19 protein-coding genes are annotated in these 20,161 nt (G+C 71.6%); all 19 read left to right on the top strand.

Going from position 1 to position 20,161, the window contains the following annotated elements; genetic code table 11:
- The first annotated feature begins 58 nt into the window (after positions 1-58).
- The 19 genes from pyrR (at position 59) to IFU40_RS05230 (ending at position 20,042) form a co-directional block, all read left to right on the top strand.
- Positions 59-589, top strand: coding sequence for a bifunctional pyr operon transcriptional regulator/uracil phosphoribosyltransferase PyrR (gene pyrR, locus IFU40_RS05320; RefSeq protein ID WP_191925646.1), 531 nt, complete (start codon positions 59-61; stop codon positions 587-589).
- Complete coding sequence (locus IFU40_RS05315; protein ID WP_055940225.1) at positions 586-1,554, top strand: aspartate carbamoyltransferase catalytic subunit; 969 nt, start codon at positions 586-588, stop codon at positions 1,552-1,554. Before pyrR ends, IFU40_RS05315 begins: the two co-directional genes overlap by 4 nt.
- The gene (locus IFU40_RS05310; protein ID WP_191925645.1) at positions 1,551-2,873 is read left to right on the top strand and encodes a dihydroorotase; all 1,323 of its coding nucleotides are present in this window, start codon (positions 1,551-1,553) and stop codon (positions 2,871-2,873) included. The genes IFU40_RS05315 and IFU40_RS05310 overlap by 4 nt, the downstream gene beginning before the upstream one ends.
- The gene (locus IFU40_RS05305; RefSeq protein ID WP_055837386.1) at positions 2,870-3,373 is read left to right on the top strand and encodes a PH-like domain-containing protein; all 504 of its coding nucleotides are present in this window, start codon (positions 2,870-2,872) and stop codon (positions 3,371-3,373) included. The genes IFU40_RS05310 and IFU40_RS05305 overlap by 4 nt, the downstream gene beginning before the upstream one ends.
- A complete protein-coding gene (carA, locus tag IFU40_RS05300) occupies positions 3,370-4,539 on the top strand; it encodes a glutamine-hydrolyzing carbamoyl-phosphate synthase small subunit (protein ID WP_055837389.1) in 1,170 nt (389 codons plus the stop codon). Before IFU40_RS05305 ends, carA begins: the two co-directional genes overlap by 4 nt.
- Positions 4,532-7,819: a carbamoyl-phosphate synthase large subunit gene (carB, locus tag IFU40_RS05295; protein ID WP_191925644.1), complete on the top strand. Its 3,288-nt coding sequence runs from the start codon at positions 4,532-4,534 to the stop codon at positions 7,817-7,819. The genes carA and carB overlap by 8 nt, the downstream gene beginning before the upstream one ends.
- The gene (gene pyrF, locus IFU40_RS05290) at positions 7,816-8,676 is read left to right on the top strand and encodes an orotidine-5'-phosphate decarboxylase (protein ID WP_055940220.1); all 861 of its coding nucleotides are present in this window, start codon (positions 7,816-7,818) and stop codon (positions 8,674-8,676) included. The genes carB and pyrF overlap by 4 nt, the downstream gene beginning before the upstream one ends.
- Positions 8,669-9,574: a guanylate kinase gene (gmk, locus tag IFU40_RS05285; protein ID WP_055940218.1), complete on the top strand. Its 906-nt coding sequence runs from the start codon at positions 8,669-8,671 to the stop codon at positions 9,572-9,574. The genes pyrF and gmk overlap by 8 nt, the downstream gene beginning before the upstream one ends.
- Before the next feature lie 365 nt (positions 9,575-9,939).
- Positions 9,940-10,194 (top strand): DNA-directed RNA polymerase subunit omega, encoded by a 255-nt coding sequence (gene rpoZ, locus IFU40_RS05280; RefSeq protein ID WP_055837405.1) that lies wholly within the window; start codon positions 9,940-9,942, stop codon positions 10,192-10,194.
- 121 nt (positions 10,195-10,315) lie between these two features.
- Positions 10,316-11,509 (top strand): methionine adenosyltransferase, encoded by a 1,194-nt coding sequence (gene metK, locus IFU40_RS05275; protein ID WP_191925643.1) that lies wholly within the window; start codon positions 10,316-10,318, stop codon positions 11,507-11,509.
- A 244-nt stretch (positions 11,510-11,753) separates the two neighbouring features.
- A complete protein-coding gene (locus IFU40_RS05270; protein WP_191925642.1) occupies positions 11,754-13,736 on the top strand; it encodes a primosomal protein N' family DNA-binding protein in 1,983 nt (660 codons plus the stop codon).
- Between the two features lie 61 nt (positions 13,737-13,797).
- On the top strand, positions 13,798-14,715 hold the full coding sequence (gene fmt / locus IFU40_RS05265) for a methionyl-tRNA formyltransferase (RefSeq protein WP_191925641.1): 918 nt from the start codon (positions 13,798-13,800) through the stop codon (positions 14,713-14,715).
- Complete coding sequence (locus IFU40_RS05260; protein ID WP_191925640.1) at positions 14,712-16,082, top strand: RsmB/NOP family class I SAM-dependent RNA methyltransferase; 1,371 nt, start codon at positions 14,712-14,714, stop codon at positions 16,080-16,082. The genes fmt and IFU40_RS05260 overlap by 4 nt, the downstream gene beginning before the upstream one ends.
- Before the next feature lie 122 nt (positions 16,083-16,204).
- Positions 16,205-16,876 (top strand): ribulose-phosphate 3-epimerase, encoded by a 672-nt coding sequence (rpe, locus tag IFU40_RS05255; RefSeq protein ID WP_082509713.1) that lies wholly within the window; start codon positions 16,205-16,207, stop codon positions 16,874-16,876.
- Positions 16,877-17,203: 327 nt separating this feature from the next.
- Positions 17,204-17,467 carry a phosphoribosyl-ATP diphosphatase gene (locus tag IFU40_RS05250; RefSeq protein WP_055837422.1) on the top strand — a complete coding sequence of 88 codons (264 nt, stop codon included), beginning with the start codon at positions 17,204-17,206 and terminating at the stop codon, positions 17,465-17,467.
- Positions 17,468-17,513: 46 nt separating this feature from the next.
- Positions 17,514-18,356 carry an ATP phosphoribosyltransferase gene (hisG, locus tag IFU40_RS05245; RefSeq protein WP_191925639.1) on the top strand — a complete coding sequence of 281 codons (843 nt, stop codon included), beginning with the start codon at positions 17,514-17,516 and terminating at the stop codon, positions 18,354-18,356.
- Complete coding sequence (hisF, locus tag IFU40_RS05240; protein WP_055940204.1) at positions 18,356-19,120, top strand: imidazole glycerol phosphate synthase subunit HisF; 765 nt, start codon at positions 18,356-18,358, stop codon at positions 19,118-19,120. The genes hisG and hisF overlap by 1 nt, the downstream gene beginning before the upstream one ends.
- Entirely contained in the window at positions 19,117-19,455 is a 339-nt protein-coding gene (hisI, locus tag IFU40_RS05235) for a phosphoribosyl-AMP cyclohydrolase (RefSeq protein ID WP_055837432.1), read from the top strand. The genes hisF and hisI overlap by 4 nt, the downstream gene beginning before the upstream one ends.
- Entirely contained in the window at positions 19,455-20,042 is a 588-nt protein-coding gene (locus IFU40_RS05230; RefSeq protein ID WP_191925638.1) for a Trp biosynthesis-associated membrane protein, read from the top strand. Before hisI ends, IFU40_RS05230 begins: the two co-directional genes overlap by 1 nt.
- Positions 20,043-20,161 lie beyond the last annotated feature (119 nt).

The raw sequence follows: 20,161 nt of genomic DNA, 5'->3' as shown, positions 1-20,161 counted from the left end.
GACCACGAACCACAGCAACCTTTAACCCCGTCCCGTGAGGCGGAGAAGGGAGCGACGGATGAGTACGCGCACCGTTATGCACGATGCCGACATCGCCCGCGCTTTGACGCGCATCTCGCACGAGATCCTGGAGTCCAACAAAGGACCGGAGGGACTCGTCCTCCTCGGCATCCCGACCCGCGGTGTCACGCTCGCGAACCGCATCGGGCCGCTCGTCAGCGAGTTCGGGGGAGCGCCGGTCCCGGTCGGCTCGCTCGACGTGACGATGTACCGCGACGATCTGCACCGCAACCCCACCCGGGCGCCGCGCAAGACCGAGATCCCCGCCGGCGGCATCGACGGCCGGGTCGTCGTGCTGATCGACGACGTGCTGTTCTCGGGCCGCAGCATCCGCGCCGCGCTCGACGCGCTGCAGGACATCGGCCGCCCCGCGGCCGTGCGCCTCGCGACCCTCATCGACCGGGGGCACCGCGAGCTGCCGATCCGCCCCGACTTCGTGGGCAAGAACCTCCCCAGCGCCCGTGACGAACGCGTCAACGTGCGCCTCGCCGAGATCGACGGCGTCGAAGAGGTGACGATCGGATCATGAGGCACCTCCTCGACACCCAGCACCTCTCGCGCACCGCAGCCCTGTCGATCCTCGACGTCGCCGAGGACATGGCCGACACCCAACGCCGCGAGAACAAGAAGCTCCCCACCCTGCGGGGCAAGACCGTGGTCAACCTCTTCTTCGAGGACTCCACGCGCACCCGCATCTCGTTCGAGGCGGCGGCGAAGCGCCTGAGCGCCGACGTCATCAACTTCTCGGCGAAGGGCTCCAGCGTCAGCAAGGGCGAGTCGCTGCAGGACACCGCCCAGACGCTCCAGGCGATGGGGGCGGATGCCGTGGTGATCCGCCACGGCGCGTCCGGCGCCCCGCGGACGCTGGCGACCAGCGGATGGATCACCGCCGGGGTCGTGAACGCCGGCGACGGCACGCACGAGCACCCCACCCAGGCGCTGCTCGACGCGTTCACGATCCGCAAGCGTCTGTTCGGCGATGACAGCCGCGGGCGCGACCTGGCCGGCATCAGGGTCACGATCGTCGGCGACGTGCTGCACTCGCGGGTGGCGCGGTCGAACGTCTGGCTGCTGCACACCCTCGGCGCGCACGTGACCCTCGTCGCACCCCCCACGCTCGTTCCCCAGGACGTGCGCGGCTGGCCGGTCGAGATCGACTACGACCTCGACCACGCCATCGCGCAAGAGCCCGACGCGCTCATGATGCTCCGCATCCAGCTCGAACGCATGAACGCCGCGTATTTCCCGACTGAACGGGAGTATTCACGGCGCTACGGTCTCGACGCGCGGCGTTTGGAGGCCCTGCCGGGCGGTAGCATCGTTCTGCACCCCGGCCCCATGAACCGGGGTCTGGAGATCTCCGCCGAAGCCGCCGATTCCCCTCGCTCGACGGTGCTCGAGCAGGTCACGAACGGCGTCTCCGTGCGAATGGCCGTGCTGTACCTGCTGCTGGCGGGCGAGCGGCCCGACACCGAGAAAGAGGACCTTCGATGAGCCACGCCCCCTCCCAGACGCTTCTGGTCCGCGGCGCGCGCGTCGAGGGAACGGATGCCACCGATCTCCTCGTGCGCGACGGGGTCATCGTCGAGACCGGCTCGGGTCTGTCGCACGCGGGTGCCACCGTCGTCGACGCCGACGGGCTGATCGCCCTCCCCGGCCTGGTCGACCTGCACGTGCACCTGCGCGAGCCCGGGTTCGAGGCATCCGAGACCGTCCTCACCGGATCGCGAGCCGCCGCGGCCGGCGGATTCACCACCGTCTTCGCCATGCCCAACACTTCGCCCACCGCCGACACCGCCGGAGTCGTCGAGCAGGAGCTCGCGCTCGGCGAGGCGGCCGGGTACGTGCACGTGCAGCCCATCGGTGCGGTCACGGTCGGCCAGAAGGGCGAGCGGCTCGCCGAGCTCGGCGCGATGGCCGACTCCCGCGCGCGCGTCCGCGTCTTCAGCGACGACGGCTTCTGCGTGTTCGACCCGCTCATCATGCGCCGCGCGCTCGAGTACGTGAAGGCGTTCGACGGCGTCGTCGCCCAGCACGCGCAAGACCCGCGGCTCACCGAGGGCGCGCAGATGAACGAGGGCGCCGTCTCGGCCGAACTGGGCCTGACCGGCTGGCCGGCCGTCGCCGAAGAGTCGATCATCGCCCGCGACGTGCTGCTGGCCGAACATGTGGGCTCGCGCCTGCACGTCTGCCACCTCAGCACCGCGGGCTCGGTCGACATCATCCGCTGGGCCAAGAAGCGCGGCGTGAACGTGACCGCCGAGGTCACCCCGCACCACCTGCTGCTGACCGACGAACTCGTGCGCGACTACGACGCGCGGTTCAAGGTCAACCCGCCGCTGCGCCGCGAAGAAGACGTCCTGGCCGTGCGCGAGGGTCTGGCCGACGGCACGATCGACATCGTCGCCACCGACCACGCCCCGCACCCCGCCGAGGCGAAGGCCTGTGAGTGGGCCGCCGCGGCGAACGGCATGGTCGGCCTCGAGAGCGCGCTGCGCGTCGTGCAGCTGGCCATGGTCGACACGGGCCTGCTCGACTGGGCCGACGTCGCCCGGGTCATGTCGGCCGCCCCCGCGCGCATCGGCCGTCTCGACGGGCACGGCACCCCCCTGACCGCGGGACAGGCCGCGTCGTTCACGCTGTACGACCCGCGCCCCTCGCGCCCCTTCGGGGTGGGCGACCTGCGCGGCCGCAGCAAGAACTCGCCGTACCTCGGCCGCGAGCTGCCGGGCGAGGTGCGCTGGACCGTGCGTCGTGGCATCCCCACGGTCGTCGACGGCGCCCTGCTCGACGCTCCCGGGGTGCTCGCGTGAGCCGCGAAGGCGCCCTGCTGGTCATGGCCGGCGTCGCCGTCGTGCTGCTGGCCCTGCTGGCCTGGGCCTGGGTGCGACGAACGCGGCGCGATGCGCGCTACACGGCCCCGGTGGGGGAGCTGCCCGAGAACGCCGTCGAAACGGCGATGTTCCCGGGGCTCTACGTCGCCACGACCCGTCATGACGAGCCGCTTGAGCGCCTCGCCATCAAGGGTCTCGGTTTCCGCTCCCGCGTCGACATCACGGTCACGACCCTCGGTGTCGCCCTCGACCTGCCCGGCCAGCCCCGCATCGCGCTCACCCGCGACCGCCTGGTGGATGCCGCTCAGGCCACCGTCGCCATCGACCGCGTGGTCGAGCGCGACGGCCTGACGCGCATCAGCTGGCGCATCGACGACGACACCGTCGTCGACACCTACCTCCGACCCCAGGATGCCTCGGCGAAAGCCCTCGCCGACGCCATCCGTCCCCTCATCCTCACGACAGGAAGCGACGCATGACCGCCGTGACCCTTTCCTCACTCATCTCGCGAGACCCCGCCGTCCTGGTCCTCGAAGACGGCACCCGCTACACCGGCCGCGCCTACGGCCAGCGCGGCGAGACCCTCGGCGAGGTCGTCTTCGCCACCGGCATGACCGGCTACCAGGAGACGATCACCGACCCCTCTTACGCGGGCCAGATCGTGCTGCAGACCGCCCCGCACATCGGCAACACCGGGGTGAACGACGAAGACCCCGAATCGCGCCGCATCTGGGTCGCCGGCTACGTCGTGCGCGACCCCTCGCGCATGGTGTCGAACTGGCGGGCCGACCGCTCGCTCGACGACGCGCTCGTCGAAGACGGCATCGTCGGCATCTCGGGCATCGACACCCGCGCCGTCACCCGTCGCATCCGCTCCTCGGGCAGCATGCGCGGCGGCGTCTTCTCGGGCGAGCTCGCGAACCTCGACGCCGACGAGCAGCTGCGCCGCGTCCGCGAGGCTCCCGGCATGGCCGGGCGCAACCTGAGCGCCGAGGTGTCCGTCACCGAGGTCGAGGTGACCGCCGCCACCGCGGAGCGCATCGGCAACCTCGCCGTGCTCGACCTGGGCGTGAAGACCTCGACGATCGACAACCTCGCCGCCCGCGGCTTCGACGTGCACGTCTTCCCGCAGTCCGCGACCATCGACGAGATCCGCGCGATCGAGCCGGTCGCCGCGTTCTACTCCAACGGCCCCGGCGACCCCGCGGCCTCGGATCAGCACGTCGAGCTGCTGCGCGCCGTCCTCGGCGACGGACTGCCGTTCTTCGGCATCTGCTTCGGCAACCAGCTGCTGGGGCGCGCCCTGGGCTTCGGCACCTACAAGCTGCCCTTCGGCCACCGCGGCATCAACCAGCCCGTGCTCGACAAGACCACCGGGCGCGTCGAGATCACCTCGCAGAACCACGGCTTCGCGGTCGACGCTCCGCTGGACGCCGTGGTCGACAGCCCCGCCGGCTTCGGCCGCGTCGAGGTGAGCCACATCGGTCTCAACGACAACGTGGTCGAGGGCCTCCGCGCCCTCGACATCCCCGCGTTCAGCGTGCAGTACCACCCCGAGGCCGCCGCCGGCCCGCACGACGCCAACTACCTGTTCGACCGCTTCCGCGACATGGTTATCGCCACCCAGGAGAAGAAGAATGCCTAAGCGCGACGACATCCACTCCGTCCTCGTCATCGGCTCCGGCCCGATCGTCATCGGTCAGGCCTGCGAGTTCGACTACTCCGGCACCCAGGCGTGCCGCGTGCTCCGCGAAGAGGGGGTGCGCGTCATCCTCGTCAACTCCAACCCGGCGACGATCATGACCGACCCCGACTTCGCCGACGCGACCTACATCGAGCCGATCACCCCCGAGGTGATCGAGACGATCATCGCCAAAGAGAAGCCGGATGCCATCCTCCCCACCCTCGGTGGACAGACGGCGCTGAACGCGGCGATCGCGCTGCACAAGCTCGGCATCCTCGAGAAGTACGACGTCGAGCTCATCGGCGCCGACTTCGAGGCGATCAACAAGGGCGAGGACCGTCAGATCTTCAAGGAGCTCGTGCTCGAGGCGGGCGCCGATGTCGCGGCATCCGTCATCTGCCACTCGATGGACGAGCTGATCGCCGGCGCCGAGAAGCTCGGGTACCCGCTGGTGGTCCGACCCAGCTTCACCATGGGCGGCCTCGGCTCGGGCTTCGCCTACGACGAGAACGACCTCCGCCGCATCGGCGGCGCGGGCCTGCACGACTCGCCCACCAGCGAGGTGCTGCTCGAGGAGTCGATCCTCGGGTGGAAGGAGTACGAACTCGAGCTCATGCGCGACACCGCCGACAACACGGTGGTCGTCTGCTCGATCGAGAACGTCGACCCGGTCGGCGTGCACACGGGGGACTCGATCACCGTGGCCCCGGCGCTGACGCTCACCGACCGCGAGTACCAGAAGCTCCGCGACATCGGCATCGACATCATCCGCGCCGTGGGCGTCGACACCGGCGGCTGCAACATCCAGTTCGCGGTCGACCCCGCGACCGGCCGCATCATCGTCATCGAGATGAACCCGCGCGTCTCGCGCTCCTCGGCCCTGGCATCCAAGGCCACGGGCTTCCCGATCGCCAAGATCGCCGCCAAGCTCGCGATCGGCTACCGGCTCGACGAGATTCCCAACGACATCACCAAGGTGACCCCGGCGAGCTTCGAGCCCACGCTCGACTACGTCGTGGTCAAGGTGCCGCGGTTCAACTTCGAGAAGTTCCCCGCCGCCGACACCACGCTGACCACGACCATGAAGTCGGTCGGCGAGGCCATGGCGATCGGCCGCAACTACACGACCGCCCTGCAGAAGGCGCTCCGCTCGCTCGAGAAGCGCGGATCCAGCTTCCACTGGGGCGAGGAGTCGCGTTCGGTCGACGAGCTGCTCGAGGTGTCGAAGAAGCCGACCGACGGCCGCATCGTCGTGCTGCAGCAGGCGCTGCGCCTGGGCGCGACCGCCCAGCAGGCGTTCGACGCGACGGCGATCGACCCGTGGTTCATCGACCAGATCGTGCTCATCAACGAGGTCGCCGGCTTCATCGCGCAGGCCGAGACCCTCGACGCCGACACCCTCCGTCTCGCGAAGGACCACGGCTTCAGCGACGTGCAGATCGCCCAGATCCGCGGTCTCGACGAGGCCGAGGTGCGCGGCATCCGGTACTCCCTCGACGTGCGCCCGGTCTACAAGACGGTCGACACCTGCGCGGGGGAGTTCCCGGCGCTCACGCCGTACCACTACTCCAGCTACGACGTCGAGACCGAGGTCACGCCCTCGGACCGCACGAAGGTCGTCATCATCGGCTCGGGCCCGAACCGCATCGGCCAGGGCGTCGAGTTCGACTACTCGTGCGTGCACGCGTCGTTCGCGCTGTCGGATGCCGGGTACGAGACCGTCATGGTCAACTGCAACCCCGAGACCGTCTCGACCGACTACGACACCAGCGACCGCCTGTACTTCGAGCCGCTGACGCTCGAGGACGTGCTCGAGGTGCTGCACGCCGAGGCGCAGTCGGGCACGATCCTCGGTGTCGTCTGCCAGCTGGGCGGCCAGACGCCGCTGGGCCTGGCGAAGGGCATCGAGGCCGCCGGCTACACGATCCTCGGCACCAGCCCCGAGGCGATCGACCTCGCCGAGGAGCGCGAGCTGTTCTCGCGTCTGCTCGACGAGGCGGGTCTCGTGGCCCCCCGCAGCGGCACCGCGATCGACGTCGACGGCGCCGTGGCGATCGCCGAGGAGATCGGCTACCCCGTGCTCGTGCGCCCGAGCTTCGTGCTCGGCGGCCGCGGCATGGAGATCGTCTACTCGACCGACGCCCTGCGCGACTACTTCGTGCGCGTCGCCGACCAGGCGATCATCGGACCCGGCCTGCCGCTGCTGGTCGACCGCTTCCTCGACGACGCGATCGAGCTCGACGTCGACGCCCTGTACGACGGCACCGACCTGTACATCGGCGGCGTCATGGAGCACCTCGAAGAAGCCGGCATCCACTCCGGTGACTCCTCGTGCACCCTTCCGCCCGTCTCGCTCGGCCGCACGGAGGTCGACCGCGTGCGCGACGCCACCCTCGCGATCGCGAAGGGCGTCGGCGTGCGGGGTCTGCTCAACGTGCAGTTCGCGATCTCGGCAGGGGTCCTCTACGTCATCGAGGCCAACCCCCGCGCCAGCCGCACCGTGCCGTTCGTGTCGAAGGCCCTCGGCATCCCGCTCGCGAAGGCCGCCAGCCGCATCATGGTCGGCGACACCATCGCCGAGCTCATCGCCGAGGGGCTGCTGCCCGAGGGCGACGGTTCCCGCGTTCCGCTCGACGCACCCGTCGCCGTGAAAGAGGCCGTGCTGCCGTTCAAGCGGTTCCGCACCGCCGACGGTCACACCGTCGACTCGGTGCTCGGACCCGAGATGCGCTCGACCGGTGAGGTCATGGGCATCGACCGCGACTTCCCGACGGCGTTCGCGAAGTCGCAGGAGGCCGCGTACGGCGGCATGCCCACCTCGGGCACCGTGTTCATCTCGGTCGCCGACGCCGACAAGCGCGCCGTCATCCTGCCGGCCCACCGTCTGCAGGAGCTCGGCTTCGAACTGATGGCCACCGAGGGCACGGCCGAGATCCTGGCCCGCAACGGCATCAAGGTGCAGGTCGTCGAGAAGTACTCCGAGACGCAGGGGTCGGGTCAGCAGAACGTCGTCGACCTCATCAACGCGGGCGAGATCGACATGATCGTCAACACGCCCAGCGGCGGCACGGCCCGCGCCGACGGGTACGAGATCCGCGCCGCGGCCGTGGCCGCCGACAAGGCACTGTTCACCACGATGGCCGTCCTGGGTGCCGCCGTGAGCGCCCTCGGCGCCATGAAGGACGGCTTCGAGGTGCGGAGCCTGCAGGAGTACGCCATCGATCGCGCGGGGCGTCTGTGAGCGAAACGTTCGGCCAGCGGCTCAGCGCCGCCCTCGACACCCACGGCGCCCTGTGCGTCGGCATCGACCCCCACGCCGCACTCCTGTCGGCGTGGGGGCTGGATGCCACGGCCCAGGGCGCCCGGGAGTTCGGTCTGCGGGTGGTCGAGGCCGCCGTCGGCCGGGTCGGGGTGGTCAAGCCGCAGGTGGCGTTCTTCGAGCGGTACGGCTCGAAGGGCTTCGCCGCGCTCGAAGACGTGATGGCCGAGGCCCGCGCGGCGGGTCTGCTGGTGATCGCCGACGCCAAGCGCGGCGACATCGGCACGACGATGGAGGGCTACGCCCACGCCTGGCTCGAGCCCGGCTCGCCGCTCGAAGCCGACGCCGTGACCCTGACGCCGTACCTGGGCGCCGATTCGCTGCGCGCCACGCTCTCCTTGGCGGTGCATCACCGCAAGGGCGCCTTCGTCCTCACCGCGACGAGCAACCCCGAGGCACGGGCCGTGCAGAGCGCGATCGTCGACGACGCCCTCGCCGTCGGCGACCACGAGCACGTCGCCGCGCGCGTCGCGCACGATATCAACGAGGCCAACCTCGGAGCGCCCGGAGCCCTGGGCCCGATCGGCGTGGTCGTGGGCGCCACGGTCGACCGCGCCGCCTTCGGCCTCGGCGACGTCGCGCTGGCGGGCATGCCGATCCTCGCTCCCGGCTTCGGCGCGCAGGGTGCCGAGCCCGCCGACCTGGGCCGCCTCTTCGGCTACGTCGCGAAGGCGGTCGTGGCCAACGAGAGCCGGAGCATTCTCGCGGTCGGACCCGATCGTCTGGCCGCCCGCATCGACCAGCGCGCCGCGCTCTACCGGGAGACCCTGCATGGCTGAGACCCGTCGCCCGCCCGAGGTCGACCGCGCCGCCGCCTCGCGCCGCGCCGTCGAGGCGCGTCGCGAGCGCGCCGCGCTCAAGCGCGACGTGTCGACGCGCGTGATCTCGCCGCAGGAGCTTCTGCGGCGGGGACTCGCCGACCCGCTGTCCGCGGCCGGGGCCATGCGCGTCACCGAGTTCCTCACCGCGATCCCCGCGATCGGCGAGAGCAAGCGCGACCGCATCCTCGCCTCGCTCGGCATCTCGCCGGTCAAGCGCCTGGGGGGCCTCGGCACCCGTCAGCGCGACGCATTGCGCGCCTTCCTCGACGGCCGGTGGCCCGAGCCCGGGCCGCGTGACGGACGCAGCCGCCTCATCGTGCTGGCCGGTCCCACCGCGGTCGGCAAGGGAACGGTGGCGGCGCACATCAAGGAGCACTACCCCGAGATCCACCTCTCGGTCTCGGCGACGACGCGCGCGCCCCGTCCCGGCGAGGTCGAGGGCGAGCACTACTACTTCGTCGACGACGCCGAGTTCGACCGTCTGGTCGCCACCGGTGCGCTGCTGGAGTGGGCGGTCGTGCACAACAAGAACCGGTACGGCACGCCCCGCGAGCCCATCGAGCGGGTGCTCGCCGACGGCGGCACCGCCCTGCTCGAGATCGACCTGCAGGGCGCGCGCCAGGTGCGGGCGGCCGATCCCTCGGCGACCCTGGTCTTCCTGCTCCCGCCCAGCTGGGACGAACTCGTCCAGCGCCTGGTCGGACGCGGAACCGAAGACGCCGAAGAGCGCGCCCGACGCCTGCGCACCGCCCGCGTGGAACTCGCGGCCCAGAACGAGTTCGACTACCGCGTCGTGAACGAAGACGTCGCGTCGGCCGCCGCCGACGTCGTCGCCCTGGCCGCCGCGCAGCACTGACGCGTCGCCGACCCGTTGCGGCGTGGTTCGGCCGGGCTCGGGTTGGCTCGGCGCGCGGGTCGGCTCGGGGCGCGGGCCGGCTCGGGGCGCGGGCCGGTTGGGGGCGCGGGCCGGCTCGGCGCACGGGCCGGTTCGGGGCGCGAATGGTGCAACGGGGCGGACACGGTGCGCCCCGGTGCACCGAACACGCCCCGATGTCGCGCCTTCGGCGTGGCCGACACTGCCGTGGCTGCCCCGCCGGGCGCCGCGGCACACGCCGCGGCGGGCCCTCGGCACAGTCCGAGCCCGCGTCGGCTAGAATACGAGGATGCTTCGGCGCTTCCGGCGCCGCATCCACCCCATCCCGCCGAACCAGGAGGTTCCCCATGGCCGGACGTGACAAGGGCATCATCGACCCGCCCATCGACGCACTGCTCGACAAGGTCGACTCGAAGTACCAGCTGGTCATCTACGCGTCCAAGCGTGCGCGTCAGATCAACGACTACTACTCCGACCTGCACGAGGGCAACCTCTTCGACAACGTCGGGCCGCTCGTCGACTCGACCGTCGAAGACAAGCCGCTGACGATCGCGCTGCACGAGATCCACGAAGACAAGCTGCGTCTGCGCGCTGCGGAGTAATCTCCCGGCGAGACCCGCTCACACGTGAACTGTTCACAGATGTGACGATGCCCCGGACGGCCGTGCGCCGCCCGGGGCATACTTGTGCCCGTCCCCACCTCGCTACCCTCCCGGAGTCGCCTTGACCGACCTGCGCCTGTTCACGTCCGAGTCCGTCACCGAAGGACACCCCGACAAGATCTGCGACCAGATCTCCGACAGCATCCTCGACGCCATCCTCACCGACGACCCCACCGGTCGCGTCGCCGTCGAGACCCTCGTCACGACCGGTCTCGTACACGTCGCCGGCGAGGTGTCGACCAGCGCCTACGTCGAGATCCCGGCGATCGTGCGCGACGTGGTCAACCGCATCGGCTACACCTCCAGCGACACCGGCTTCGACGGCGAATCGTGCGGCGTCTCGATCTCGATCGGCGCACAGTCGTCCGACATCGCCGCGGGCGTCAACAAGGCGTTCGAGCAGCGCGAGCGAGGCTCGGTCGATCCCCGCGACCTGCAGGGCGCGGGCGACCAGGGCATCATGTTCGGCTTCGCCACGAACGAGACCCCGCAGCTCATGCCGATTGCGATCTGGACCGCCCATCGCATCGCCGAGCGCCTGGCATCCGTCCGCAAAGACGGCACGCTCCCGTTCCTGCGCCCCGACGGCAAGACGCAGGTCACGCTCGGCTACGAGGGCCTGGTTCCGCGCACCGTCGACTCCGTCGTGCTGTCGACGCAGCACCGCCCCGACATCTCGCAAGAAGATCTGCGCGCCGAGGTCCAGGCCACTGTCATCGACCCCGTGTTGGCCGAGACGGGTCTCGAGCTGCCCGACGTCAAGTACTACATCAACCCGGCCGGCCCGTTCGTCATCGGCGGACCCAAGGGCGATGCCGGTCTCACCGGTCGCAAGATCATCATCGACACCTACGGCGGGGCCTCCCGTCACGGCGGCGGCGCTTTCAGCGGAAAAGACCCGTCGAAGGTCGACCGCTCGGCCGCCTACGCCATGCGGTGGGTGGCGAAGAACGCCGTCGCCGCGGGCCTCGCCGACCGCCTCGAGGTGCAGGTGGCCTACGCCATCGGCAAGGCCAACCCCGTCGGGTTGTACGTGGAGTCGTTCGGAACGGCGCACGTGGCCGACGACGTGATCGTGCGCGCGATCCGCGAGGTGTTCGACCTGCGCCCCAAGGCCATCGTCGACCAGCTCGATCTGCTGCGCCCGATCTACGCGCAGACCGCGACCTACGGCCACTTCGGCCGCGAACTGCCCGACTTCACCTGGGAGCGCACCGACCGCGTCGACGAGCTGCGCGCCGCCTCCGGGATCTGAGCGTGCAGCACGGCCGCGGGCCACGCGGCTCCGTCGGCGTTGCGCGTCTCGGGGTTGCGGGCATCGGTGTCGCGGGTCTTGGCGGCGCGCGAGTCGGCGAGGCGGGCGCCAGCATGGTCGGCGCCCCGGGCGTCAGCGCTGCAGGTCTCGGCAGCACGCGCGTCGGCGCCGCGGGCCTCTGCCCCGCGGGCGTCGGCGTTGCGGGCCTCGGCACCGCGCACGATCACGCCCGCGGAGATGGCTCGTGAGCGAGCGTCGCGTGGCGCGCGTGCAGCTCGAGTCGCCCGTGCCGCAGCTCGATCGCCTGTTCGACTACGCCGTGCCGCACCCCCTTGTCGGCGACGTCGCGCCGGGAGTACGGGTGAAGGTGCCGTTGCGCTCGGCCGGTCGCATGATGGACGCCTTCGTCGTCGAGGTCGTGGCCGATGACGGCAGCGAGCGCCCCCTGTCGTCGATCGAGACGGTCGTCTCGCCGATGCCGGTGCTGCCCGAGCGGCTGTACACGCTCGCGCGGCGGGTCGCCGACCGCGCGGCGGGATCGGTGAGCGACGTGCTGCGCCTGGCCGTCCCCAAGCGCATGGTGCGCGCCGAGAAGGCCTGGGCGGCCGCCCCCGCCCCCGAACCGCCCGAGGTCGTTCCCGCCGCCCTCGAGCGCGCCCATGAGCTGCTCGCCCCCTACGCCGACCTCGCCCCGGCGATCGACGGCGGCGAGCGCATCGCCGTCGATGCCCCTCCGCATCCGAGTGCCGACCTGCCGCGCGGCGCGTGGGCCGATCTTCTGGCCGCCGCCGCCGTGCACACGTTGGCGCGGGGACGCAGCGCCGTGCTCGTCGTTCCCGACTACCGCGATCAGGCGCAGCTGCTGGCGGCACTGGCCGAGCTGGTGACCCCGGATGCCATCGTGCGCGACGATTCCGATCAGTCCGGCCCCGCCCGCTACGCGCAGTATCTGCGTGCCCTCGCCCCGGTGCCGTGCATCGTGGTGGGTCGTCGATCGGGTGTGTACGCCCCGGCGCACGACACGGGTCTCGTGGCCATCTGGGACGACGGTGACTCCCTGCTCGCCGAGCCGCTGGCCCCGGGTGTGCACGCGCGCGACGCCGCCCTGGTGCGGCAGGAGCTCGAGGGTTCCGCCCTGCTGTTCGCCGGGCACACCCGGACCACCGACGTGCAGCGCCTGGTCGAGGTGGGGTACGTCCGTGAGATCGTGCAGACCCGTCGCCCCAGCCCGCGCATCGTGCTCAGCGCCACCCGCGAGGGCGAGCAGCGCATGTCGCGCGTCCCGTCGTCGGCGTTCGCGGCGGCCCGTGAGGCGCTGAAGAGCGGTCCCGTGCTCGTGCAGGTCGCGCGTCCCGGGTACGCGCCGTCGCTCGTCTGCGCCGACTGCCGTCGCCCGGCCCGCTGCGCGCACTGCGCGGGGCCCTTGCGTGCCGCGCGGCCGGGGGCGACGCCGGTGTGCTCCTGGTGCGGGCGCAGTGCCCACGCCTGGACGTGCGGGCACTGCGGGTCGGCCAAGCTGCGCATGGCGTCGTCGGGCAGCGAACGCACCGCCGACGAGCTCGGTCGAGCGTTCCCGAACACGCGGGTGATCGTCGCCGACGGTGCGCATCCGGTGGCCGAGGTCGACGACCAGCCCGCCCTGATCATCGCCACTCGAGGGGCCGAGCCCCTGGCACGTAAGGGCTACCGCGCCGTCATCTTGCTCGACGGTGACCGCATGCTGCAGAGCGAGGCCCTGCGCATCGCCGAGAGCTGCCTGCGCTGGTGGTCGAACGCCGCCGCCCTCGCCGCCCCGGGCGCTCCGGTGCATCTGGTCGGGGTCGCCGGACCCGTCGCCCGGGCGCTGGCGACCTGGACTCAGCCGGCCTACGCGCGCGGCGAGCTCATCGACCGTGCACCGCTGCGCATGCCGCCCGCCGTGCGGGTGGCCAGCGTCGACGGGCACACCCGCAGCGTCGATGCGCTGCTGGCGTCGCTGCGCGAGACGGTGCCCGAGCTCGACCCGCTGGCCGTCCTGGGCCCGGTCGACACCTCCGAGACCCCCGACGTCGCCACCTCCCGGGCGCTGGTGCGCTTCGACTACGCACAGGGACGCGCGGTGGCCGAGGCCCTGCGGGCCGGAGTGATCGCCGACGCCCTGCGCGCGCGCAAGTCGCGGAAGAATCGCGGTCCCCAGCCGCGCAGTACGCTCAGAGTTCGTCTCGACATCCCCGAGCCCGACCTGTGAGCGTACGGCGATCCCGACCACCCGCTCCGCACAGCCCGCTTCGAACCGTCTGAGGAGAACCATGCGCCTCGTCTTCGCCGGCACCCCCGCCGTCGCCGTCCCCTCGCTCCGCGCCCTGGCATCCGGTCCGCACGAGATCGCCGCCGTCGTCACGCGCAGCGATGCACCCTGGGGCCGCAAGCGCGTCCTCACGCCCTCGCCGGTGGCGCAGGCCGCCGACGAGCTGGGCCTGCCGGTGATCAAGGCCGACCGCCTCGACGCCGACGTCACCGCCCGCATCGCCGCGCTCGAGCCGCAGCTCGGCGTGATCGTCGCCTACGGCGGACTCGTGCGCGAACCGCTGCTGTCGACGCCCGCGCACGGGTGGATCAACCTGCACTTCTCCCTGCTGCCGCGCTGGCGCGGCGCCGCCCCCGTGCAGCGGGCGCTCATCGCGGGCGACGCGGTGACCGGGGCCAGCGTCTTCCAGCTGGTCGCCGCTCTCGACGCGGGCGACGTGTTCGCCGAGGAGCGCTACGCCGTTCCCTCCGGTGCGACGTCGTCCGAGGTGCTCGACGCCCTCGCCGAGCTCGGCTCGCCCCTGCTGGCCCGCGTGGTCGACGACATCGCCGCCGGAACGGCCGTCGCCACCCCGCAGGCGGGCGAAGCGACCGTCGCGCCCAAACTCGTGCTCGCCGACGGTGCGCTCGATCTCACCCGCGACGCCGACGCCCTCCTGCACCAGATCGCCGGGGTCACGCCCGAGCCCGGCGCCCACACCACGCTCGACGGCGCCCGGTTCAAGGTGCTGCGGGCGACCCCCGCCGATGCACCGCCGCTGCCGCCCGGGAGGGTCGCGGCATCCGGAAGAGACGTCATCGTCGGCACCGGCACGACGCCCCTGCGCCTCGAGAACGTGCAACCCGCCGGTAAGGGCGCCATGGACGCGGGGGACTGGTTCCGTGGTCTGCGTACGAGCGACCCGGTGCTGGGCGCATGATCGTGCAGGGAGCGCGCTCGGTCGCGTACGACGTCCTGCGTGCGGTCTCGGATGACGAGGCCTACGCCAACCTGCTGCTCCCGCACGCGATCGTGCGGGCGAAACTCGACGCGAAAGACGCCGGTCTGGCCACCGAGCTCACGTACGGCACCCTGCGCCGTCGCGGCACGTACGACGCGATCATCGCCGCCGCCGCCGACCGCACGATCGACCGCATCGACCCGGCGGTGCTCGACGCCCTGCGGCTCGGCGTGCACCAGTTGCTGTCGACCCGCGTGGCCTCGCACGCCGCGGTCAACGAGTCCGTCGAGCTGGCGCGTCGCCACGGCGGCGGCAAGGGCGCCGCGGGCTTCGCGAACGCGGTGCTGCGTCGAGTCTCGCGCGACACCCCCGGCCAGTGGATGGACCGCATCGCCGCCGACGCCCGCAGCGACGACGAGCGCCTCGGGCTGACGACCTCACACCCGGTGTGGATCGTGCGGGCGCTCCGCCGCGCCCTGACCGCCGAGGGCCGGGCCGACGAGCTCGACGCACTGCTCGCCGCCGACAACGTCGCCCCGCGGGTCGCGATGGTCGCCCTCCCCGGCCTCGCCGAGGTTCCCGACGACGCCACCCCCACGCCGTACGCCCCGACGGCGTTCCTCACGCGCGGCGGAGACCCCGAGGCGCTCATCCGTTCTTCCGGTGGCCGCATCCGCGTGCAAGACGAGGGATCCCAGCTCGCGGCCCTCGCCCTGAGCCGCGCATTCCCCGTGCGCGAGGGAGAGCGCTGGCTCGACCTGTGTGCGGGTCCCGGCGGCAAGACCGCGCTGCTGGGCGCCGAGGCTCTCGCCCACGGTGCGCACCTCGACGCCAACGAGATCGCCCCGGCGCGCGCGGGGCTCGTTCGCCAGGCCGTGGCATCCGTCCCCCTCGACATCGAGGTGAGCGAAGAAGACGGTCGCGAACGCGCGACCCGCACGCCGGGGGAGTACGACCGCATCCTCGTCGATGCCCCGTGCACGGGGATCGGGGCGTTGCGGCGCCGTCCCGAGGCGCGGTGGCGCAAGACTCCGAGCGACGTTCCCGACCTCACCGCTCTGCAGCAGGACCTCGTGCTCGCGGCCTTCGAGGCGCTGAAGCCCGGGGGAGTCGTCGCCTACGTCACGTGCTCGCCGCATCTCGCCGAGACCGCGGGCGTCGTGGCCGAGGTCAAGCGTGCCCTGGGCGATGCGGTGGAGGAGCTCGATGCCCGCGCCGTCGTGCGCGACATCGTCGGTGAGCCCATCGATCTGCCCGACCAGGCCGACGGTTCGCTCCGCGCCCAGCTGTGGCCCCACCGCCACGGCACGGATGCCATGTCGATCGCCCTCCTGCGCAAGCGCTGAGACGCTCACCACCGCGTGAGTCGCCACGATTTGTCGCTCCCGCGCCGCCTGCGGCGACAAATCGTTGCACCTCACGCATCCTTGCACCGGGGTCCGCCGACCGACGCGCCCATAATGGTCGAGTGCCTACCGACGCCCCGCGCATCAACCCGAGCATCCTCGCCGCCGACTTCGTGAACATGGAGGCCGAGCTCGCACGCATCGCGGGCGCCGACTTCGTGCACGTCGACGTGATGGACAACCACTTCGTGCCGAACCTCACGTTCGGGCCGCAGATGGTGGGCCGCATCCAGCAGACGAGCCCGGTGCCCCTCGACGTGCACCTGATGATTGACGACCCCGACCGCTGGGCTCCCGCCTACGCCGAGCTGGGTGCGGCGTCGGTCACCTTCCACCTCGAGGCCGCGGCGTCACCCGTGGCCCTGGCCCGGCAGTTGCGCGCGATGGGCGCGCGCGCCGGAGTGGCGGTCAAGCCCGGCACCCCCGTCGAGAACCTGTTCGACGTGCTGAACGAGTTCGACCAGATCCTCGTGATGACCGTCGAACCGGGTTTCGGGGGCCAGTCGTTCATGCCCGAGACGATGCCCAAGCTCCGCTCGCTCGCCGACGAGGCGAAGCGCCGCGGCTCGGCCGTCTGGCTGCAGGTCGACGGCGGCATCGGCGAGTCGACGATCGCCCAGGCCGCCGAGGCCGGGGCCGACACCTTCGTCGCCGGATCCGCCGTCTTCGGCGCCGACGACCCCGACCGCGCCATCCAGTCCCTCCGCGCCTCCGCCGCCCGCCACCACCACTGAGCCGCGCCCGCGCCACGCCCGGCGCCGCGTCTCGGCCCATCGCGTGTCGCCCTCACGCATAAACGCTCTTCCTGCGCATAAACGCGCTGCCGCACCGTTTACGCGCAGGATCAGCGTTTATGCGAGGTGATAGGGGCACCCGGATGCCGTCACCGGGGCCGCATGGGCGCTGACGGCCTCTCCGCCGAGCGCCGACCCGCCCGCCGCGCGCGCCACCCACCCCGCCGCACCCGCAGCCGGGACCGCCGCCGCCCGCCGCCGCCCCGCCGCACCCGCCGCGCACCCCCGCGGGCATCCCCACCCCCGCCGACCCGATACCCTGGAACCGTGAAGACCTTCGACGACCTGTTCGCGGAACTCAGCGCCAAGGCCGTCGAGCGACCCGAGGGGTCCGGCACCGTCGCTCAGCTCGACGCGGGCGTGCACGCCATCGGCAAGAAGATCGTCGAAGAGGCCGCCGAGGTGTGGATGGCCGCCGAGTACGAGTCCGACGCCGCCGCCGCCGAAGAGATCTCGCAGCTGCTCTACCACCTGCAGACGCTCATGCTGGCCAAGGGCTTGTCGCTCGAGGACGTCTACCGACATCTCTGAGCCCCGCTCCTCCTCCCACAGCTCACCCCACACGAAAGCCCCCGTCATGCTGCGAATCGCCGTGCCGAACAAGGGGTCGCTCGCCGAAACCGCCGCCGAGATGCTCTCGGAGGCCGGGTACACCGGACGACGCGATTCCAAGGACCTCTACACCGTCGACCCGGTCAACGAGGTCGAGTTCTTCTACCTCCGCCCCCGTGACATCGCGACCTACGTCGGCTCCGGCGCGCTCGACGTCGGCATCACCGGCCGCGACCTGCTGCTCGATGCGCGCATGCCCGGCGCCCGCGAGGTCGAGTCGCTCGGCTTCGCCGGTTCCACGTTCCGCTTCGCCGGTCGCCCGGGACGTTTTACCGAGATCGCCGACCTCGAGGGGCTCCGCGTCGCCACCGCCTACCCGGGCCTCGTCGATGCGTTCCTCGACGAGCGCGGCGTCGCCGTCGACATCGTGCCGCTCGACGGCGCGGTCGAGTCCGCCGTGCAGCTCGGAGTGGCGGATGCCGTGGCCGACGTCGTCTCCACCGGCACGACGCTCCGTCAGGCGGGGCTCGAGATCTTCGGGCCCGTGCTGCTGCAGTCCGACGCCGTGCTGATCGCCGGCCCCGAAGAGGCCCCCGGCACCGAGACGCTGCTGCGGCGCCTGCGCGGCGTGCTCGCGGCCCGCAAGTACGTGCTGATCGACTACGACCTGCCGGCGGCACTGGTCGAGCAGGCCGTCGCCGTGGCCCCGGGCCTGGAGTCGCCGACGATCTCGCCGCTGCGCGACCCCGAGTGGGTGGCCGTGCGGGTGATGAGCCCGCGCCGCGACGTGAACCAGGTCATGGACGCGCTGTACGCGATCGGCGCTCGCGCGATCCTCGTCACCGAGATCCTCGCCGCGAGGCTCTGATGACCCTTGCGCGTCGCGTCATCCCGTGCCTCGACGTCGCGGGCGGCCGCGTCGTGAAGGGCGTCAACTTCCTCGACCTGCGCGACATGGGCGACCCCGTCGAGCTCGCCAAGCTCTACTTCGACCAGGGCGCCGACGAGGTCACGTTCCTCGACGTCACCGCCACGGTCGACGAGCGCTCGACGACCTACGACGTCGTCCGCCGCACCGCCGAGCAGGTGTTCATCCCCCTCACCGTCGGCGGGGGAGTGCGCTCGGCCGACGATGTCGCCCGACTGCTGTCGGTCGGCGCCGACAAGATCGGTGTGAACTCCGCCGCGATCGCGCGCCCCGCCCTCATCGACGAGATCGCCGACCGCTTCGGCGCGCAGGTGATCGTGCTCTCGCTCGACGTCAAGCGGGCGGCATCCACCCCCTCGGGTTTCGTGGTGACCACGCACGGCGGCCGCACCGAGACCACTCTCGACGCCCTCGAGTGGGCGCGTGAGGCCGTCGAACGCGGGGCCGGCGAGCTGTTGGTCAACTCGATCGATGCCGACGGCACGAAGCAGGGCTTCGACCTCGAACTCGTCCGCCTGATGCGTCAGGTGGCGGCCGTGCCCGTCATCGCCTCGGGCGGCGCGGGAGCACTGGAGCACTTCGCCCCGGCGGTGCAGGCCGGCGCAGACGCCGTGCTCGCGGCATCCGTCTTCCACTCCGGTCAGCTAACCGTGGGTCAGGTCAAAGACGCGATGGCGTCCGAGGGGATCGAGGTGCGCCGGTGAGCGTCGACCGCGTGAAGTACGACGCCGACGGTCTCGTCGCCGCCGTCATCCAGCAGTTCGACTCGCGCGAGGTGTTGATGGTCGGATGGATGGATGCCGAGGCCCTCAGCCGTACGCTGACCACCGGCCGGGTGACCTTCTGGTCTCGCTCGCGTCAGGAGTATTGGCGCAAGGGCGACACGTCCGGCCACATCCAGCTCGTGAAGGGCGCGCGCCTCGACTGCGACGGCGACACCCTGCTCATCGAGGTCGACCAGATCGGCGCCGCGTGCCACACGGGCGACCACACCTGCTTCGACGCCGACGACCTGCAGCCGGTCGTGGGGGAGCGGTGATGCGTCGCGCCCGATCGATGTCGGTGCTCGCGATGCTGCTGGCCGGAGCCATCGGCGTCATCTCGTCGACGCAGACGTGGATCGATGTCACCCTCGACGACGGCGCGCAGCAGACGCTCGCGGTGCCCGGCGCCGAAGCGCTCCCGGTGCTCACCCCGCTGAGCCTCGCCGCCCTCGCGTTGGGAGCGGCTCTCTCGATCGTCGGCCCCGTCCTGCGCTACGTCTTCGGTGCCCTGGGTCTCGCGATCGCCGCGCTCGTCGGGCTCGGCACGGTTCAGATGCTCGTGGCCACGCCCGTCTCGGCGACCGCCGCCACGGTCACCGACGCCACCGGCATCTCGGGAACGGATGCCGTGGCCGCACTCGTGTCGAACCTGTCGCTCACCCCGTGGCCCGCGGTGACGCTGCTCGCACAGGTCGTGCTGGCCGCGGCCGCCGTCTTCACCCTCGTCACCGCGCGCGGCTGGACGTCGGGCGCGAGCCGCAAGTACCGCACCGCCGCCGAGGCGGGCGCCGACAGCGGACGCCCCCACGACGCGATCGACTCGTGGGACGACCTGTCGCGCGGCGACGACCCCACGGCCTGACACCCCGCGACGAGGGCCACGTCAGAGGGAGGTGATTCCTTCCTCTGACGGAGGTGAATCTACGGGCGGTGCCGCGGTCGTGCATGCGATCAAGCCAAAACACTGGGGAGATATTCGTC

The organism is Microbacterium sp. CFBP 13617 (assembly GCF_014839445.1).
Classification (GTDB): Bacteria; Actinomycetota; Actinomycetes; order Actinomycetales; family Microbacteriaceae; genus Microbacterium.
Note: the sequence above shows the minus strand (reverse complement) of the source record. Positions and strands in the feature narration are given on the sequence as shown.